This is a genomic window from Flavobacterium fluvii (assembly GCF_900129545.1).
Lineage (GTDB): Bacteria > Bacteroidota > Bacteroidia > Flavobacteriales > Flavobacteriaceae > Flavobacterium > Flavobacterium fluvii.
Genome location: NZ_FQWB01000007.1, coordinates 33,913 through 49,712, shown reverse-complemented (window position 1 = coordinate 49,712; position 15,800 = coordinate 33,913). Strand labels below are relative to the sequence as shown.

General features: G+C 36.6%; 21 protein-coding genes. All 21 read left to right on the top strand.

What is annotated here, in order from left to right:
- Positions 1 to 5 precede the first annotated feature (5 nt).
- The 21 genes from darB to BUC16_RS14340 all read left to right on the top strand — a co-directional run bounded on the left by darB (position 6) and on the right by BUC16_RS14340 (position 15,800).
- A complete protein-coding gene (darB, locus tag BUC16_RS14440) occupies positions 6 to 1,139 on the top strand; it encodes a dialkylresorcinol biosynthesis protein DarB (protein ID WP_073371513.1) in 1,134 nt (377 codons plus the stop codon).
- Between the two features lie 5 nt (positions 1,140 to 1,144).
- Positions 1,145 to 1,579: a hotdog family protein gene (locus BUC16_RS14435; protein WP_073371621.1), complete on the top strand. Its 435-nt coding sequence runs from the start codon at positions 1,145 to 1,147 to the stop codon at positions 1,577 to 1,579.
- A gap of 12 nt (positions 1,580 to 1,591) precedes the next feature.
- Entirely contained in the window at positions 1,592 to 2,056 is a 465-nt protein-coding gene (locus tag BUC16_RS14430; RefSeq protein ID WP_073371512.1) for a hotdog family protein, read from the top strand.
- Between the two features lie 4 nt (positions 2,057 to 2,060).
- Positions 2,061 to 2,465: a flexirubin biosynthesis protein DarG gene (gene DarG / locus BUC16_RS14425; protein ID WP_073371511.1), complete on the top strand. Its 405-nt coding sequence runs from the start codon at positions 2,061 to 2,063 to the stop codon at positions 2,463 to 2,465.
- A complete protein-coding gene (gene darH / locus BUC16_RS14420; protein WP_073371510.1) occupies positions 2,465 to 3,463 on the top strand; it encodes a BtrH-related acyltransferase DarH in 999 nt (332 codons plus the stop codon). The genes DarG and darH overlap by 1 nt, the downstream gene beginning before the upstream one ends.
- 9 nt (positions 3,464 to 3,472) lie before the next feature.
- Positions 3,473 to 4,225, top strand: coding sequence for an ABC transporter ATP-binding protein (locus BUC16_RS14415; protein WP_073371509.1), 753 nt, complete (start codon positions 3,473 to 3,475; stop codon positions 4,223 to 4,225).
- Positions 4,215 to 5,498 carry an ABC transporter permease gene (locus BUC16_RS14410; RefSeq protein WP_073371508.1) on the top strand — a complete coding sequence of 428 codons (1,284 nt, stop codon included), beginning with the start codon at positions 4,215 to 4,217 and terminating at the stop codon, positions 5,496 to 5,498. Before BUC16_RS14415 ends, BUC16_RS14410 begins: the two co-directional genes overlap by 11 nt.
- Positions 5,473 to 5,919 carry an acyl-CoA thioesterase gene (locus BUC16_RS14405; RefSeq protein WP_073371507.1) on the top strand — a complete coding sequence of 149 codons (447 nt, stop codon included), beginning with the start codon at positions 5,473 to 5,475 and terminating at the stop codon, positions 5,917 to 5,919. Before BUC16_RS14410 ends, BUC16_RS14405 begins: the two co-directional genes overlap by 26 nt.
- A 139-nt stretch (positions 5,920 to 6,058) precedes the next feature.
- The gene (locus tag BUC16_RS14400; RefSeq protein ID WP_073371620.1) at positions 6,059 to 7,192 is read left to right on the top strand and encodes a beta-ketoacyl-[acyl-carrier-protein] synthase family protein; all 1,134 of its coding nucleotides are present in this window, start codon (positions 6,059 to 6,061) and stop codon (positions 7,190 to 7,192) included.
- Positions 7,192 to 7,809, top strand: a complete 618-nt coding sequence (locus tag BUC16_RS14395; RefSeq protein ID WP_073371506.1) for a 3-oxoacyl-ACP synthase — start codon at positions 7,192 to 7,194, stop codon at positions 7,807 to 7,809. The genes BUC16_RS14400 and BUC16_RS14395 overlap by 1 nt, the downstream gene beginning before the upstream one ends.
- A 2-nt stretch (positions 7,810 to 7,811) precedes the next feature.
- On the top strand, positions 7,812 to 8,069 hold the full coding sequence (locus tag BUC16_RS14390; protein ID WP_073371505.1) for a phosphopantetheine-binding protein: 258 nt from the start codon (positions 7,812 to 7,814) through the stop codon (positions 8,067 to 8,069).
- A 145-nt stretch (positions 8,070 to 8,214) separates the two neighbouring features.
- Positions 8,215 to 9,417: a beta-ketoacyl-[acyl-carrier-protein] synthase family protein gene (locus BUC16_RS14385; RefSeq protein ID WP_073371504.1), complete on the top strand. Its 1,203-nt coding sequence runs from the start codon at positions 8,215 to 8,217 to the stop codon at positions 9,415 to 9,417.
- Positions 9,414 to 10,478, top strand: coding sequence for a beta-ketoacyl synthase N-terminal-like domain-containing protein (locus BUC16_RS14380; RefSeq protein ID WP_073371503.1), 1,065 nt, complete (start codon positions 9,414 to 9,416; stop codon positions 10,476 to 10,478). Before BUC16_RS14385 ends, BUC16_RS14380 begins: the two co-directional genes overlap by 4 nt.
- Entirely contained in the window at positions 10,472 to 11,245 is a 774-nt protein-coding gene (locus BUC16_RS14375; RefSeq protein ID WP_073371502.1) for a polysaccharide deacetylase family protein, read from the top strand. Before BUC16_RS14380 ends, BUC16_RS14375 begins: the two co-directional genes overlap by 7 nt.
- Positions 11,235 to 11,870 carry a flexirubin biosynthesis/transport protein LolA2 gene (lolA2, locus tag BUC16_RS14370; RefSeq protein ID WP_073371501.1) on the top strand — a complete coding sequence of 212 codons (636 nt, stop codon included), beginning with the start codon at positions 11,235 to 11,237 and terminating at the stop codon, positions 11,868 to 11,870. The genes BUC16_RS14375 and lolA2 overlap by 11 nt, the downstream gene beginning before the upstream one ends.
- The gene (lolB2, locus tag BUC16_RS14365; RefSeq protein ID WP_073371500.1) at positions 11,836 to 12,483 is read left to right on the top strand and encodes a flexirubin biosynthesis protein LolB2; all 648 of its coding nucleotides are present in this window, start codon (positions 11,836 to 11,838) and stop codon (positions 12,481 to 12,483) included. The genes lolA2 and lolB2 overlap by 35 nt, the downstream gene beginning before the upstream one ends.
- 5 nt (positions 12,484 to 12,488) lie before the next feature.
- Positions 12,489 to 13,085, top strand: coding sequence for an outer membrane beta-barrel protein (locus tag BUC16_RS14360; RefSeq protein ID WP_073371499.1), 597 nt, complete (start codon positions 12,489 to 12,491; stop codon positions 13,083 to 13,085).
- Between the two features lie 4 nt (positions 13,086 to 13,089).
- On the top strand, positions 13,090 to 13,725 hold the full coding sequence (locus BUC16_RS14355) for a porin family protein (RefSeq protein WP_073371498.1): 636 nt from the start codon (positions 13,090 to 13,092) through the stop codon (positions 13,723 to 13,725).
- A gap of 5 nt (positions 13,726 to 13,730) precedes the next feature.
- Positions 13,731 to 14,102, top strand: coding sequence for an ApeI family dehydratase (locus tag BUC16_RS14350; protein WP_073371497.1), 372 nt, complete (start codon positions 13,731 to 13,733; stop codon positions 14,100 to 14,102).
- A gap of 16 nt (positions 14,103 to 14,118) precedes the next feature.
- The gene (locus BUC16_RS14345; RefSeq protein ID WP_073371496.1) at positions 14,119 to 14,604 is read left to right on the top strand and encodes a hypothetical protein; all 486 of its coding nucleotides are present in this window, start codon (positions 14,119 to 14,121) and stop codon (positions 14,602 to 14,604) included.
- A gap of 44 nt (positions 14,605 to 14,648) precedes the next feature.
- Positions 14,649 to 15,800: a DUF2062 domain-containing protein gene (locus BUC16_RS14340; RefSeq protein WP_141226168.1), complete on the top strand. Its 1,152-nt coding sequence runs from the start codon at positions 14,649 to 14,651 to the stop codon at positions 15,798 to 15,800.

The following is a 15,800-nucleotide window of genomic DNA, read 5'->3' as shown; positions in this document are numbered from 1 at the left end:
AAAATATGTTTGATGTTTATATAACAAAGACAAGTAAGTTTTTGCCTAATAAAGTAATTTCTAATGATGAAATGGAATCTTATTTGGGCTTGATCAATAATACCATATCAAAAGTAAAAAACTTGATTCTAAGAAATAACAAGATTACTTCTCGCTATTATGCCTTGGATAAAAACGGAAAAGCCACACACACGAATGCAGAATTGACATTCAAGGCAATTGAGGCTTTATTTGACGATGAATTCACAAAAGACGACATGGAAGTTTTGTCTTGCGGAACTTCATCTCCTGATTACTTGTTGCCTTCTCATGCTTCAATGGTTCACGGATTTTTCACAAACAAATCGGTGGAATTAAATTCGTCGGCAGGTGTTTGCAATGCCGGCATGAATGCCCTGAAATTTGGTTTTTTGTCGGTACGATCCGGGAATTCTAAAACAGCAGTTTGTACAGGTTCCGAAAGATTTTCGTCCATGTTGCTTGCAGACCGATTCGAATATGAGGTAGTCAATTTAAAAACACTCGAGGAGCAACCCATATTGGCTTTCAAAAAGGATTTTTTACGTTTTATGTTGTCAGATGGAGCATCTGCTTTTTTATTGGAGAATGAACCAAAAGGAAAAAATCCAATAAAAATAGAGTGGATGGAAGCGTATTCTTTTGCACACGAATTGGAAACTTGCATGTATGCCGGAGGAGATAAAATGGAAAACGGGGATATTAAACCTTGGAGTGATTATAAGTCGGACGAATGGTTGGAACAATCTGTTTTTTCAATAAAACAAGATGTTAAACTTTTAGATGTAAACATCATTGTAAAAGGAGCTGATTGCATAAAAATGGCATTAGAAAAAAATAATGTCAAACCAGAAGAGGTTACTTATTTGATGCCTCATATTTCTTCTTATTATTTTGAAGACAGACTGGCGAACAGACTCGTAGAATTAGGTATTGATTTACCAAAAGAAAGATGGTTTATAAACTTGAAAGATGTAGGTAATGTTGGGGCTGCTTCCGCTTTTTTAATGGTGGAGGAATTAATGAATTCAGGCCGTTTGAAAAAAGGAGATACAATATTGCTTGCTATTCCAGAAAGCGGTAGATTTTCGTATGCATTAGCCTATTTAAAAGTTTGTTAAGGGCCGTGAGCGAGTCTGGTAAGGTGTTCGAGAAAGATTTCGTGGAAAAATTATTGCCGCAAAAGTTCCCTTTTGTAATGGTGGACAAAATGTATGATTATACGGAAACATCATTGGTTTCGGGGTTTACAATTCAAAAAGAGTCTATTTTTTTTCAGGATGGAAATTTCGTGGAATCGGGGTTGATTGAACATATTGCACAATCTATCGCTTTGCATACCGGGTATGAATTTTTTTTAAAAAATGAGCCGGCACCCACTGGTTACATCGGTTCAATTAAAGATGTTGAAATACGACAACTCCCAAAACTTGGTGACGAAATACAAACAACGGTTTCAATTCTTCAAGAATTTGCAGGCATTACTCTAGTCGATGCGGTTACAAAATGGAATGATATTGTAATTGCTGCCGGCCAGATGAAAACAGTTTTAGCTAAATAATGCTCATTGAGAATGGATGAAACCTTAATCAACATAACAAAATATTTGCCACATAGGACACCCATGCTTATGGTGGACATAATTTTGATCATGGATGATGAAAAAGTGGAAACCATTTTTGATATTAAAGCCGATAATATTTTTATTGAAAACAACTTTCTTGCAGAATCAGGATTGATTGAAAATATGGCACAAACTTGCTCTTCGGTAGTGGCCAAAGATTTTTTTGTTGACGCAAATAATCATCATAAAGAAGATGTTGATGTTGTAGGATTTATAAGTGCCATCAAAACAGTAAAAATTCACAAACTTCCAAAAGTGGGAGACACCATCAAGACCATTGCAACATTGGTTTCAAAATTTGTGACCAATGAATATAGCTTGTGCTTGATGAATTGCAAAACCTTCCACGAGGACGAATTACTGTTGGAAGGCGAAATCAACCTTTTTATTCAAGAAAATAATTCAAAGGATTAGAATCATGAAAAAAGAAGAAGTACCGCAGGACAAAGGAAATCTTTCCAATAAAAACATGAAAGAATTGGTTTATGCCACCGATGAAAACGGCAATTACACGACTGCTCTAAGCACCGGTTGGGAGCCAAAAACCATTGCGCTTTCTAATTCTATCGATGAAATAAGTGAACGTGTTGCCATTGCAAAAGCGCAGGTAGAAAATAATGAAGCAAGTCCGATTGTGTATTTCATGGAATACTGCAGAATGGATGTTGGGGTGCTTTCCAGTTATGTGGGAATGTGGCAATGGCGCGTGAAAAGACATTTCAAACCCAAAGTATTTGCCAAATTAAACGACAAAATTTTGCAGAAGTATGCCGAGACTTTCGATATATCTATTGACGAATTAAGAAATTTTAAAACCCATTAATGGAAACAAACTTTATACATCATCAATCTGCACATTGCGAAAATGGAGTAGCTTCCAATTTGTTGAAACACAATGGCTTGAATATTAGCGAGCCAATGGTTTTTGGAATTGGCTCAGGCCTTTTCTTTGTTTATTTGCCTTTTTTGAAAGTGAATTATGGTCCGGCAATAAGTTATAGACCCTTGCCCGGATTAATTTTTAATAAGGTGGCGAAACGATTGGGACTGAAAATAAAACGACAAAAATTCTCCAGTGAGGCCAATGCCGTTAAGGCTTTGGACGACAATCTAAAAAATAATATACCGTCAGGATTACAGGTTGGGGTTTATAATTTGACTTATTTCCCTGATGAGTATCGTTTCCATTTTAACGCCCACAATTTGGTGGTTTATGGAAAAACGGAGACTGATTATTTAATCAGCGATCCCATCATGGAAAACGTGACTACCTTGACACACGAGGAGTTGAGAAAAGTGCGTTTTGCCAAAGGTGCTTTTGCTCCAAGAGGTCAAATCTATTACCCAATTCAAATTCCTGAAACAGTCGATTTGAAAGGAGCCATCATCAAAGGAATAAAAAATACCTGTCGCGACATGCTGGCTCCAATGCCAATTATCGGTGTTCGAGGAATGCGACTTGTAGCCCGACTAATCAGGAGATGGCCCGTGAAACACGGAACCAAAAAAGCAAACCATTATCTGGCTCAAATGGTTAGAATGCAGGAGGAAATTGGTACTGGAGGTGGCGGTTTTAGATTTATATATGCGGCTTTTTTAGAAGAAGCTTCCGGAGTTTTAGAAAATCCAAAGTTGAAAGAATTGTCAAAGGAAATGACCGAAATTGGCGATTTGTGGAGAGATTTTGCCGTCGAAGCTTCCAGGATTTACAAAAACAGAAGCACTCAAGTGGATGTTTACAACCGCATTGCCGACCAACTTGTGGATATTTCCAATAAAGAAGAAGTGTTTTTTAAAAAATTAAAACTAGCCATTAGCTAAAGCCGAAATTTGCAACCCATCATTCAAATAACAAAACTTTCAAAAAAGTACAAAGATGCCGAAACGTATTCTTTGAACGACTTTTCATTGTCGGTAACCGAAGGTCAAATTTTTGGGTTATTGGGACCAAACGGTGCCGGAAAAACAACCTTGATTTCGATGCTTTGCGGATTGATAAAACCTACCTCAGGTAGTTTTTCAATCCATAATTTGACTTATGCCGACAATCCGAATGAAATAAAAAAAATTATTGGAGTCGTTCCCCAGGAATATGCCTTGTATCCAACATTGACAGCAAGGGAAAACCTGATGTATTTTGGGAGTATGTACGGTTTGAAAGGGGAGAATCTAAAAGAAAAAATAATAGAAAGCCTTGATTTTCTTGGACTTTTAAAATTTGCCGACAAGCGAATCGAAACTTTTTCTGGCGGAATGAAACGCAGGGTGAATTTAATTGCCGGGATTTTGCACAATCCTAAAATACTTTTTTTGGATGAACCCACTGTTGGTGTTGATGTACAATCCAAAAGTGCCATAATTGATTATCTAAAACAACTCAACAAGAACGGCACAACCATTATTTACACTTCGCATCATTTATCTGAAGCGGAGGATTTTTGTACTGACATCGCCATTATCGACAGAGGACAATTGTATGCCCAAGATACTCCTGAAAATTTAATTCGTTCGACTGCAAATGCCAATAATCTCGAAGATGTATTTATTTCGTTAACTGGAAAAGAATTGCGGGATGATATATAAATTAGCCATGTCGGTATACAAAGAATTCCTGCTTCTCAAAAGAGATTTAGGCGGTTTATTGACCTTGTTCGTGATGCCTTTGGTGTTGCTAATTGCCGTGACGATAATTCAGGACAGTACTTTCGTTTCAGCTAGCAAGGCAAAAATCCCCATCCTTTTGGTGGATAACGACAACGGAAAAGTATCAAAAACGGTTTATGATAATTTGCAGCAAAGCACCATTTTTACGGTTGTTACCAAAATTGACAATGAACCATTAACGGAATCCATTGCCAAAGAAGCCGTTTTCAAGGGAAAATACCAATTGGCCATCATCATTCCCGAAAAATTAAGTGTTGATTTACAAGCCAAAATAGACCAAAATGTCGAAAAAATTACCAGTAATTTGGGAATGACCGACACTTTGGCGAAAACTCAAAAGACTAACATTGTCAATCAAAAAGAAGTAAAACTCTATTTTGATCCCGCGGTGCAAATGAGTTTCAAGAATGCCGTAATGAGTTCGGTTGACAAGATGATTTCGCAAATAGAAACCAAATCCATCTATGCCACTTTTCAGGAACAATTGGGTGATGGAGACGTTAGTTTTGAACAAAAAAGTTTTATTAGTTTCAAGGAAATTGTCCCTAGAGTTAACGACGAAGAAATTATTCCCAATTCCGTGCAACACAATGTTCCGGCTTGGACACTTTTCGCGATGTTTTTCATTGTCCTTCCGTTGTCCATCAATATTGTAAAAGAAAAAACACAGGGGACTTTTGTTCGGTTGCGAACCAATCCGGTTTCCAACAGTATTGTATTGGCTGGAAAAACCGTGGCCTATTTAATCATTTGCATGATTCAATTTTACATGATGGTGGCTGTCGCCATTTTCTTGTTTCCTCATTTAGGGTTACCTTCGCTCAATGTGCAAGGGCATTTATTGATGATGAGTGTCGTGGCATTGTTTGCTGGATTTGCGGCTATTGGTTTTGGAATATTACTGGGAACAATCGCCAAAACCCAAGAACAATCAGCTCCTTTTGGCGCCACCTCCGTAATTATTCTCGCAGCAATAGGAGGCGTCTGGGTTCCTGTTTTTGCCATGTCAAAAGCCATGCAAATTATAGCGGAATCGTCTCCCATGAACTGGGGGTTGAATGCCTTTTACGATGTGCTTTTGAGAAATGGTTCCCTTTTGGACATTTTACCGGAAATAAGTTTGTTATTTTTGTTTTTCATAATCACCACAACCATAGCATTGCTGTATGACAAGAAGAAAAGAACTGTATAAGGAAGCAACCGAATTGACTGTTGTAAAAGACATCAGGGTTCGATTTAACGAAACCGATCCGCTCGGAATCGTTTGGCACGGCTATTATATTACCTATTTCGAAGACGGTCGCGAAGCTTTCGGGAGGCATCACGGGATTTCCTATTTGGATGTCAATGATGAAGGATTCACGACGCCCATTGTCAAATCTATCTGCGAGCATAAATTGTCTTTGCGTTACGGCGATGTTGCCCGAATTGAAACCACGATTGTGGACACTCCTGCAGCAAAAATGATTTTTAGATACACCATCTTTGATGCCAATAATGAAATTGCCTGCACGGGCGAAACCGTCCAGGTTTTTCTGGATAAAAATGGGGAATTGATGTTGACAAATCCGCCATTTTATGAAGAATGGAAGAAAAAAGTTGGATTAATTTAGTAATCAGAGCCCAGTCTCAGTATTCAGTTTGAAAAAATGCTTAACAGTGACATAAGTCTAACAAAATAATAGCCACGAATTCACGAATTTTCGTAAATTAAAATTTAAAAAATTCGTGAATTCGTGGCAAAAAGAATATATGCAAAAAGAAGTTTTTATAACCGAAACCAATTGTATCACGCCCATAGGGTTTGATGTGGCTACCAATATTCAAAATATTGTTGGCAGTGTTTCCGGTATTCAATGGCATCAAAATACGGACTTGATGAAAATGCCTTTTTATGCTTCCATAATTAATGATGAAGCATTAAACTCGGCTTTCGCCAAAATTTCGACAGCGGAAAAGTACACCCGATTGGAAAAAATGATGATTTTGGCTTTGCAACCCATAGTCGAAAAATCAAAATTGGATGAGAGAACAGGTTTCATTCTTTCGACGACCAAAGGAAATATTACCGCTTTAGAAAATCCTTCATCGGACAATTTTCAACAAGCACATTTGGGTCATTTGGCAAAAAACGTGGCTGATTTCTTCGGCTTTGCAACCGAACCAATTGTTGTTTCCAACGCTTGTGTCTCGGGAATATTGGCTGTTTCAATTGCCAAAAGACTGATTCAGGGCGAAATGTTTGACAACGTATTTATCATTGCCGGCGACGAAGTTTCCGAATTTGTTTTATCGGGATTCAATTCTTTTCAAGCAATGAGTGATTCGCCTTGCAGACCTTATTCCAAAAATAGGAACGGGGTGACTTTGGGCGAAGCAACGGCTGCGGTTTTAGTTTCTTCTGACAAAGAAAATGCCAAAATAAAAGTTATTGGAGACGGTTCCATCAACGATGCCAACCATATTTCCGGGCCATCAAGAACTGGAGAAGGGCTGTTTAGGAGCATCGAAAGTGCTTTGGCGGAAGCCAAAATCAACGCCAACCAAATCGATTATATTTCGGCTCACGGCACGGCAACGCCTTTTAACGACGAAATGGAAGCCATTGCTTTCAATAGATTGGGGCTTGAAAATGTTCCCGTGAATAGCCTGAAAGGTTTTTACGGACATACTCTCGGAGCTTCAGGATTACTGGAAACCGTCATCGGAATTGAATCTGTTTTAGAAAGCAAATTGTTTGTTTCTTTGGGTTTTGATGAAATGGGAGTGAGTCAGCCTATTAATATCATTGAAAAAAATGAAAACAAGAACATGAATTATTTCCTGAAAACGGCTTCCGGTTTTGGAGGTTGCAATACGGCGGTTTTATTCGAAAAAGGGAGATAATGGTGGAAAACAAAACCTACATACAATCTTTTTGCACCATTCAAAATAACGAAATTATTTTGGAAGGAGCATCCATTTTCAAATTGGAACCAACATTGTTTTCGGACTTTTCAAAGAAAGCCTACCAGAATTTCGAAATGAATTATCCCAAGTTTTTCAAAATGGACAGCTTGAGTAAATTGGCTTTTCTTGGGGCAGAATTACTTTTGAAAAATGAAAATAGTGAATCCAAAGAGAACAATACAGCCTTGCTTTTTGCCAACAATTCGTCGAGTTTGGACACTGACGTGAAATACCAAAACTCGATTTCCGACCCAGAAAATTATTTTCCCAGTCCGGCAGTTTTTGTTTATACCTTGCCCAATATTTGCCTGGGGGAAATTAGCATCAGGCATCAACTGAAAAGCGAGAATTCTTTCTTTATCTTTGAAACTTTCAATCCTGTTTTTATGGCAAATTATGCCAAGATACTTTTGAATTCAAATAAAGCGGAGAAAGTGCTTTGCGGTTGGGTAGAATATTATGACGAAGAATACAAAGCATTCCTTTATTTAGTGGCAAAAGAAGGAAATTTAGAACATAAAATAGAAACATTACTAACTGAATATAACAAATAAACATGGAAGCATTAAAGCAAGAATTAAAAGAAAAAATTATAGATGTTTTAAATTTGGAAGACATTAAACTGGAAGAAATCAATGATAATGATGCTTTGTTTGGAGATGGTTTAGGCTTGGATTCAATCGATGCATTGGAACTTATCGTGATGTTGGATAAAGATTACGGAATCAAATTGGTGGATCCAAAAGAGGGGAAAGTCATCTTTAAATCCATTGAAACAATGGCCGCTTACATAAAAGAAAATAGAGCGAAATAATTTTAGATTTTAGATTAACGATTTTTGATTTCAGAAGTAGAGCTACGAGTTTTCGTTGAAAATCTAGGGTGTCTACACTTTTTTAATCTTTAAAATTGGCAAGAAATCAAAAATCGTCAATCAACACTCAAAAATCAAAAATCTAATGAGTAGAGGAATTGCCATAACAGGAATGGGGATTATTTCGGCTATCGGGAATACGGTGGAGGAGAATTATGTTTCGTTGGTAAATAATAAAATGGGAATTACGACCATCGAAAATATTTCGACGGTACATTCTGGCGAAATAAAAGTGGGCGAGATAAAAAAAACGAATCAACAATTGGTTGCCGAATTGGAACTTTCTCCAGACAATAATTTTTCACGAACCGCAATGATTGGTACAATTGCGGCCAAACAAGCAATTCAAGAAGCCCAGATTTCTTCGATTAACGAATATAAAACCGGATTGATTTCGGCCACCAGCGTTGGCGGAATGGACATGACGGAAGCTCATTATTACGACTATTTTGAAGACGAAAATCTTGTAAAATACATCAGTTGCCACGAGGGCGGAGATGTGGCCCATAAAATTGCCGATGAATTGGGTTTAAAGGGAATGGTTACCACAATCAGCACGGCCTGTTCTTCGGCGGCGAATTCGATTATGCTGGGAGCAAGACTGATACAATCAGGGAAATTAGACCGGGTAATTGTAGGCGGAACCGATGCTTTGGCAAAATTCACGATCAACGGTTTCAAGACTTTAATGATTTTATCCGATGGTTACAACAGCCCTTTTGACGATAACCGTAAAGGGTTGAATTTAGGAGAAGCCGCAGCGTATTTGGTATTGGAATCTGATGAAATTGTAAAGAAAGAAAACAAAAAAGTCTTGGCTCGGGTTTCCGGTTACGGAAATGCGAATGATGCTTTTCATCAAACCGCTTCTTCAGAAAACGGTGATGGCGCTTTTCTGGCAATGGAAAAAGCGTTGAAAGTGGCCAATTTAAAGCCCGAACAAATCGATTACATCAACGTGCATGGAACGGCAACCCCCAACAATGATTTGTCCGAAGGAAGGGCTATTGTGAGGATTTTTGGAGAAGAAAAAGCACCCGATTTTAGTTCTACAAAACCATTGACTGGTCACACTTTGGCGGCTGCAGCTGCGATTGAGGCTGTTTACAGCGTTTTGGCTATCCAGAACAACGTGGTTTTTCCAAACCTGAATTTCCAAACACCAATGCAGGAATTTAACCTGATTCCGCAAACGACTTTGAAACATAAAAACATTGAACACGTATTGTCCAATTCTTTTGGATTTGGAGGAAATTGTTCGACCCTAATATTTTCTAAAAGCGAATGAGAAAGACATATATCAACGGATTAGGTTGTATTTCGGTTCAGGAAACATTCGACACGATTTTTTTAGAAAAAGCCGAAATCAATGAAAATGACACGATTCTTCCTGTAAAAACTCCCGTTTACAAAGATTTCATTTCGCCTGTTGCCATCAGAAGAATGGCAAAAGGAGTGAAAAACGGAATTGTGGCTTCGGCGATGGCAATGAAGGAGGCGAATGTCTCGACTGTTGACGCCATCATTACCGGAACTGGAATGGGTTGCATAGAAGATTCGGAGAAATTTTTGAAAGCAATTATCGACAATAAAGAAGAATTTTTGACACCTACTTCTTTTATTCAGTCGACACACAATACGGTTGGAGCGCAAATTGCTTTGGGATTGCAGTGCAAAGCCTATAACTTGACCTATGTAAATGGTTCCATTTCTTTTGAATCGGCACTTTTGGATGCCAAAATGAAAATCGAGGAAGAGGAAGCCAACATCATTTTGGTTGGTGGAATTGACGAAAATGCCGATTATACCACTTCACTTTTTAAATTGGCTGGATTTATAAAAAGAGAAAATGAAGGGCCATACAAAGTTTTAAACGCTACCACAAAAGGGGCAGTTTATGGAGAAGGAGCGACTTTTTTTGTTTTGGAAAATGAAAAAAAGAGTACTACTTATGCCGAAATTTTGGATGTGGAAATCATAAACAAACTGGATGTAAATGAAGTTGAATCAAAATGCAGTGCTTTTTTGGAAGCCAATGGTTTGCAAGTTTCCGATATTGATACCATCGTTTTAGGTTTTAACGGCGATGTGGAATTTGATCCTTACTACAAAATCCTTTCTGAAAACAGTTTCAAAAACACGCCACAAGCCTTTTATAAACAGCTGTCCGGCGAATACAATACGGCATCCGCTTTTGGATTATGGGTTGGTGCAAAAATCATCAAAACGCAAGAAGTACCGGAAATTATCAGTGTCAATAATTTGGAAAAACCAGCTTATAAAACAATCCTTTTATACAATCAATACAAAGGAATTGACCATAGTTTCACCTTGATTTCAAAATGTTGAACTACCAAAAAACAAATTTTATTTCCCTTGCCGTTTTACTTGTTTTACTGGCTTCAAGCTTTTTTGTGTCCATAAATTGGTGGTGGTTTCTATTGGTTTTCATCGTTCGATTCGTGATTCTTTTTATTGGTTCTTTCTTTATTTCTTCGAATTTTCACGTTAAAACTTATTGTGCTAATTCATTGGAAAACAGAAAGATAATGGCACTTACTTTTGATGATGGTCCAAATGAAAATACGTTATCCATTTTAGACATATTGAAAAAAAATAATGTCAATGCGACTTTTTTTTGCATTGGAAAAAACATCGAAAAACACCCTGGAATCTTGAAACGAATTATGGAAGAAGGTCATGTCGTGGGAAATCATTCGTACAGTCATTCCAACTTTTTTGACTTTTACAGAAAAAAACGTTTGATTGCCGAAATTCGAAAAACGGATGCTTTAATTGAAAGTATTTCCGGGAAGAAGGTGCAACTTTTTCGACCACCTTATGGCGTAACGAATCCTTCGATTAGAAGGGCTTTGGAAGTGACCAAACACAAAGTCATCGGCTGGAATATTCGTTCCTTGGACGGCATTCTTAAAGATGAAAAAATTATCTTTGCCCGGATTAAAAAAAGAATAGCTCCAGGCGGAATTGTTCTTTTGCACGATACGTCACACACGGTAGCTATTTTGGAACGGTTAATGCTATATTTGGAGGAGAATGAATATAAAGTGGTTTCGATTGAGGAACTTTTGAATATCAAAGCGTATGAAAATTAGAGTCTATTTTGTTTTGTTGGTTTTATGTATTTGTCCTGTTGTTTCGTTCGCCCAGGAGCAAAAAATGTCTGAAAGCGAAATCGTGATTTTCAAACAAAATGTCAAGGAAGTTTCCAAAAAAATCAAAACTTTGAGTACTGATTTTGTGCAATACAAGCATTTGGATTTTTTGTCCAAAGACATCGAATCTTCGGGTAAAATGGTTTTTGTGGCGCCGAGTTTGTTGCAATGGCAATATAAAAAACCGTACAATTATTCGATTGTTTTCAAAAGTGGCAAGATTTTGATTAACGATGAAGGCAAAAAAAGTGCGGTTGACGTGGGCAACAGCAAAATATTCGGCAAAATCAACAAACTGATTGCCGGCAGCGTAAGCGGCGACATGTTTGACGACAAGGAATTTGCCATTTCCTATTATAAAAACAAGACCAACACGATTGCCAGATTCATTCCAAAAGACGCCAATTTGAAGAAATACATCAAGCAAATCGAGCTGACTTTTGACAAGGATGACACAACCGTAATTCAGGTAAAACTCCTGGAATCATCTGAAGATTATACCAGAATTGTATTGAAAAACAAAGTATTAAATGCGAAAATCGACAGTTCTATATTCAATAATTAGTGTTTTTTCAGCGCTGATTCTATCTTCTTGTTCCAGCTTGGATGTTGTAAAAGGATATAATCCGATAGCATTGGAAAAAACAGCATTTGAAGTTTCGTATTTTTCAAGTACTGAAATGGACTATGTTTATAAAGCCAATATCACGATTTATGGAAATGAATTGTCGGGTATTTTTATTGCCAAAAAAATAAACGACAGCACGCATCGAGTCGTTTTCACGACGGAATTTGGCAATAAACTATTGGATTTTGAAATTTCGGAAACGGATTTTAAAGTCAATTCAATTGTGGATGAATTGGATCGAAAAGTACTGATCAACACTTTGAGAACTGATTTTAGATTGCTTTTGAAAAATAGTTATCGGATTAAACAACAATACGATAATTCGAAAAGTAAAGTTTATCTAACGGAAGATGCTAAAACAAACAATTATCTTTTTATTTCGAAAGCGGATAACAAACTGGATAAAATAGTCAATGCTTCTAAAAGAAAAGAAAGAATAAACCTCTTTTTTACTTCAGAAAACAATATTTTTGCCACAAAAATTATTATTCAGCATTATAATATAAAATTAAGGATTGAACTAAATTATTTACAGACAAAACTAAATTAACCATTATGAAATTAAATAATCAGATTGCCAAAGGACTAATTGTTGTCATTTTTGCTCTTTTTGGAATAGTGCAAACACAAGCCCAGGTTACTTTTAAACCAGGATTAAGGGGTGGAGCCAATTTTTCGCATTTCACGAAAGGAGATTATTATTATTCCAACAATAATAATATCGATTATGACACGCATACTGATTTCTATCTTGGTTTTTATGGGGCATTAAAACTATCAAAATATTATACTTTGCAACCTGAAATTGATTATTCTGCCCAAGGGTCAAATTATAGTTCAAATATAGAATCAAGAAATTATAATGTTGATTATTTACAATTAGGTGTTGTAAACAAGTTTACTTTTAACGATCAATTTAATATTCATTTAGGACCTACCCTTGATTTTGTAGTAAGTCAAAATTTCAATACTGAAGCAGATGTCGACATGGCTTTTGTTTTGGGTGCAGGTTTCAATTTTACGCCAAATTTTGGGATTGAAGCAAGGGTCAAAAAGGGAATAATTCCGGTGAGATATAATGATCTGACGGATTCCTATCATACAAATGTTGTATTCTCTTTAGGAGCCACTTATACTTTTGACCTAAAATAGAACAATGAAAAAACTGATTATCGCATTATTTATGGTGATTGGAATTGCTCAATCATCAGAGGCTCAGGTAACATTGAAACCAGGTATTCGTGCTGGTGTAAACTTTTCAAAGCTCACTAATTATGATACCGATTTCAAAACGGGGTTTTATGTAGGGGGTGAATTGGCCATAAAATTCAATAAATTATACACTTTGCAACCTGAATTGGTGTATTCACGACAAGGTGGAAATAGTGAAGATAGGTATGTTTACAATATAGACGACATGCTTTTTTATAGTGACAATAAAATCATATATACGATTGACTATATTTCTTTAAGTGCCATTAATAAATTCCATTTTGGAACTGGATTTCATCTTTTGGTTGGACCCTCATTGGATTTTAAAGTGAATGACAACTTTGACAACAATTTTTACTATGAACAGCCAATTGGATTTGATTTCTCTCTAGTTGGAGGTTTTGGCTATTCTTTGCCAAATGGACTTTCTTTTGAAGCGCGATTCAAGCAAGGAATGGTAGATATTTATGGAAACAATTACAACATGAATATGGATCAAAACAATAACGGCAATTATGACGAAGTTGTTTTGAATCAATCCTTTCAGTTGGGAATTTCTTATACATTTGACGTAAAATAAAAACAATGCTACTAAAAGATTTTTACAAAGTTGTTTCTCTAGAAAACACAGGCGAGAATAAACACTTGGTCCTGATTCACGTCAATGCGGAACACGAGGTTTTCAAGGGACATTTTCCGGGTAATCCAATTATGCCGGGCGTTTGCATGATGCAAATCATCAAGGAACTTGTGGAACAAATTTCGGGAAACTCCCTGTTCATGCAATCTTTGTCCAATGTCAAGTTTATGGCATTGATCAATCCGTTCAACACGCCGGAATTACGATTGGAACTTGAAATTTCAATGGCTGAAAATGACTTGGTAAAAGTAAAAAACGTGACTTATTTCAACGATACGCTGGCTTTGAAACTAAACAGCGTTTATAGAAAAGTTTAGTAAACTACCACGAGACATGAAATTATTTCTTTCCATTTTCCTTTTTCTAAGTCTTTCCAATAGTCCTGAAATTGCGGATATTAGGAAAATGTATTCTTCCGTGGTAATTTCTGAGGGCAATGCCAAAGAATTTGCTTCAAAGCTGGCCAATATTGAAAATGAAGACAATAAAACATTGGTCGCCTACAAAGGGGCTTCGATAGTGATCATGTCGAGATACAAAAAAGAAATTTCGGAGAAGTCCAAAAATTTTAAAGTAGGAGCAAAGATGATTGAATTTGCTGTCACAAGCGAACCCAACAACATCGAAATACGATTGATTCGATTGAGTATTCAGGAAAAAGCTCCAAAAATAGTCAATTACAACAAAAACAAGAAGGAAGACAAAGACTTCTTGTTAGACCATTACAAAGAGCAATCAGGAAACTTGAAAGCGTACATAAAAAACTTTATGCTGCAATCTAAAAGTTTTTCAACTGCCGAAAAGCAAACGATAAATTAGTGGAAGAAATAAAAACAAGCTTGGATTTATCAAATAATGAACGGATGAATCAAAATAAGATTTGTGTTATTGTACCGACGTATAATAACCACAAAACGTTGAAACGTGTTTTAGATTCAGTTTTACTTTATACGGCAAACATTATTGTTGTCAATGACGGTTCAACGGATGAAACTTCCAGGATTCTTGAGGATTACCAGCAATTGGCCCAAATTCATTTTCCTAAAAACAGTGGAAAAGGAATGGCCCTGCGAAAAGGTTTCAAGGAAGCCATTCGGTTGGGCTATGATTATGCCATAACAATTGATTCCGATGGACAACATTTTGCATCCGATATTCCGAATTTTGTAAGTGAATTATCGAATGACAGCCCGCTGTTGCTCATAGGCAGCCGGAACATGATGCAGGAAGGTGTTCCCAAAAAGAGTAGTTTTGGAAACAAATTTTCCAATTTTTGGTTTTGGTTTGAAACCGGAACTCGTTTGGAGGACACGCAATCCGGCTTTAGATTGTATCCGTTGAAACACATTCCTAAAAATTATTTTACCAATAAATTTGAATTCGAAATTGAAGTAATCGTTCGTTCTGCATGGAAAGGAATTCAAGTGAAAAACATCCCGATCAAAGTTTTATATGACCCAACGGAAAGGGTTTCCCATTTCAGGCCATTTCAAGATTTTACAAGAATAAGTGTTCTCAACACGGCCTTGGTTTTTGTGGCACTTTTTTACATCAAGCCAAGAGATATTTTTAATAAACTAAAAAAAAAAGGAATTAGGAAATTTTTTCTGGAAAACATCCTGGAAAGCAACGATTCAAATACAACAAAATCTCTTTCGATTGCTTTAGGTGTTTTTATTGGAATTTCCCCGTTTTGGGGACTTCAGACTGTTATTGTTTTGGCTTTGGCGGTACTTTTTAAACTGAACAAAGTCATTTCATTTACATTTTCCAACATTAGTTTTCCTCCACTTATTCCTTTCATCATTTATGGTTCCCTAAAAATTGGAAGCAACTTCATTCAAAGCTCAAAGCCTTTGCTTTTTGACAGTTCGATGACTTTTTCGGATATTCAGGTTAATATTAATCAATATCTTGTCGGAAGTTTTATTTTAGCCGCACTGATGGCAATACTTTTTGGACTTTCAGGCTACTTATTATTGACAATTTTTAGTACTTTTAGAAACAAAAAATAA

Excerpts from the sequence above, each read along its gene's own strand:
- darH (WP_073371510.1), top strand. The coding sequence starts at position 2,465 with ATGGAAACAAACTTTATACATCATCAATCTGCACATTGCGAAAATGGA.
- lolA2 (WP_073371501.1), top strand. The coding sequence starts at position 11,235 with ATGAAAATTAGAGTCTATTTTGTTTTGTTGGTTTTATGTATTTGTCCT.
- BUC16_RS14405 (WP_073371507.1), top strand. The coding sequence starts at position 5,473 with ATGACAAGAAGAAAAGAACTGTATAAGGAAGCAACCGAATTGACTGTT.
- BUC16_RS14360 (WP_073371499.1), top strand. The coding sequence starts at position 12,489 with ATGAAATTAAATAATCAGATTGCCAAAGGACTAATTGTTGTCATTTTT.
- BUC16_RS14385 (WP_073371504.1), top strand. The coding sequence starts at position 8,215 with ATGAGTAGAGGAATTGCCATAACAGGAATGGGGATTATTTCGGCTATC.
- BUC16_RS14340 (WP_141226168.1), top strand. The coding sequence starts at position 14,649 with ATGAATCAAAATAAGATTTGTGTTATTGTACCGACGTATAATAACCAC.
- BUC16_RS14355 (WP_073371498.1), top strand. The coding sequence starts at position 13,090 with ATGAAAAAACTGATTATCGCATTATTTATGGTGATTGGAATTGCTCAA.
- BUC16_RS14375 (WP_073371502.1), top strand. The coding sequence starts at position 10,472 with ATGTTGAACTACCAAAAAACAAATTTTATTTCCCTTGCCGTTTTACTT.
- BUC16_RS14350 (WP_073371497.1), top strand. The coding sequence starts at position 13,731 with ATGCTACTAAAAGATTTTTACAAAGTTGTTTCTCTAGAAAACACAGGC.
- BUC16_RS14395 (WP_073371506.1), top strand. The coding sequence starts at position 7,192 with ATGGTGGAAAACAAAACCTACATACAATCTTTTTGCACCATTCAAAAT.
- lolB2 (WP_073371500.1), top strand. The coding sequence starts at position 11,836 with ATGCGAAAATCGACAGTTCTATATTCAATAATTAGTGTTTTTTCAGCG.
- BUC16_RS14345 (WP_073371496.1), top strand. The coding sequence starts at position 14,119 with ATGAAATTATTTCTTTCCATTTTCCTTTTTCTAAGTCTTTCCAATAGT.
- BUC16_RS14410 (WP_073371508.1), top strand. The coding sequence starts at position 4,215 with ATGATATATAAATTAGCCATGTCGGTATACAAAGAATTCCTGCTTCTC.
- DarG (WP_073371511.1), top strand. The coding sequence starts at position 2,061 with ATGAAAAAAGAAGAAGTACCGCAGGACAAAGGAAATCTTTCCAATAAA.
- BUC16_RS14380 (WP_073371503.1), top strand. The coding sequence starts at position 9,414 with ATGAGAAAGACATATATCAACGGATTAGGTTGTATTTCGGTTCAGGAA.
- BUC16_RS14430 (WP_073371512.1), top strand. The coding sequence starts at position 1,592 with ATGGATGAAACCTTAATCAACATAACAAAATATTTGCCACATAGGACA.
- darB (WP_073371513.1), top strand. The coding sequence starts at position 6 with ATGTTTGATGTTTATATAACAAAGACAAGTAAGTTTTTGCCTAATAAA.
- BUC16_RS14400 (WP_073371620.1), top strand. The coding sequence starts at position 6,059 with ATGCAAAAAGAAGTTTTTATAACCGAAACCAATTGTATCACGCCCATA.
- BUC16_RS14390 (WP_073371505.1), top strand. The coding sequence starts at position 7,812 with ATGGAAGCATTAAAGCAAGAATTAAAAGAAAAAATTATAGATGTTTTA.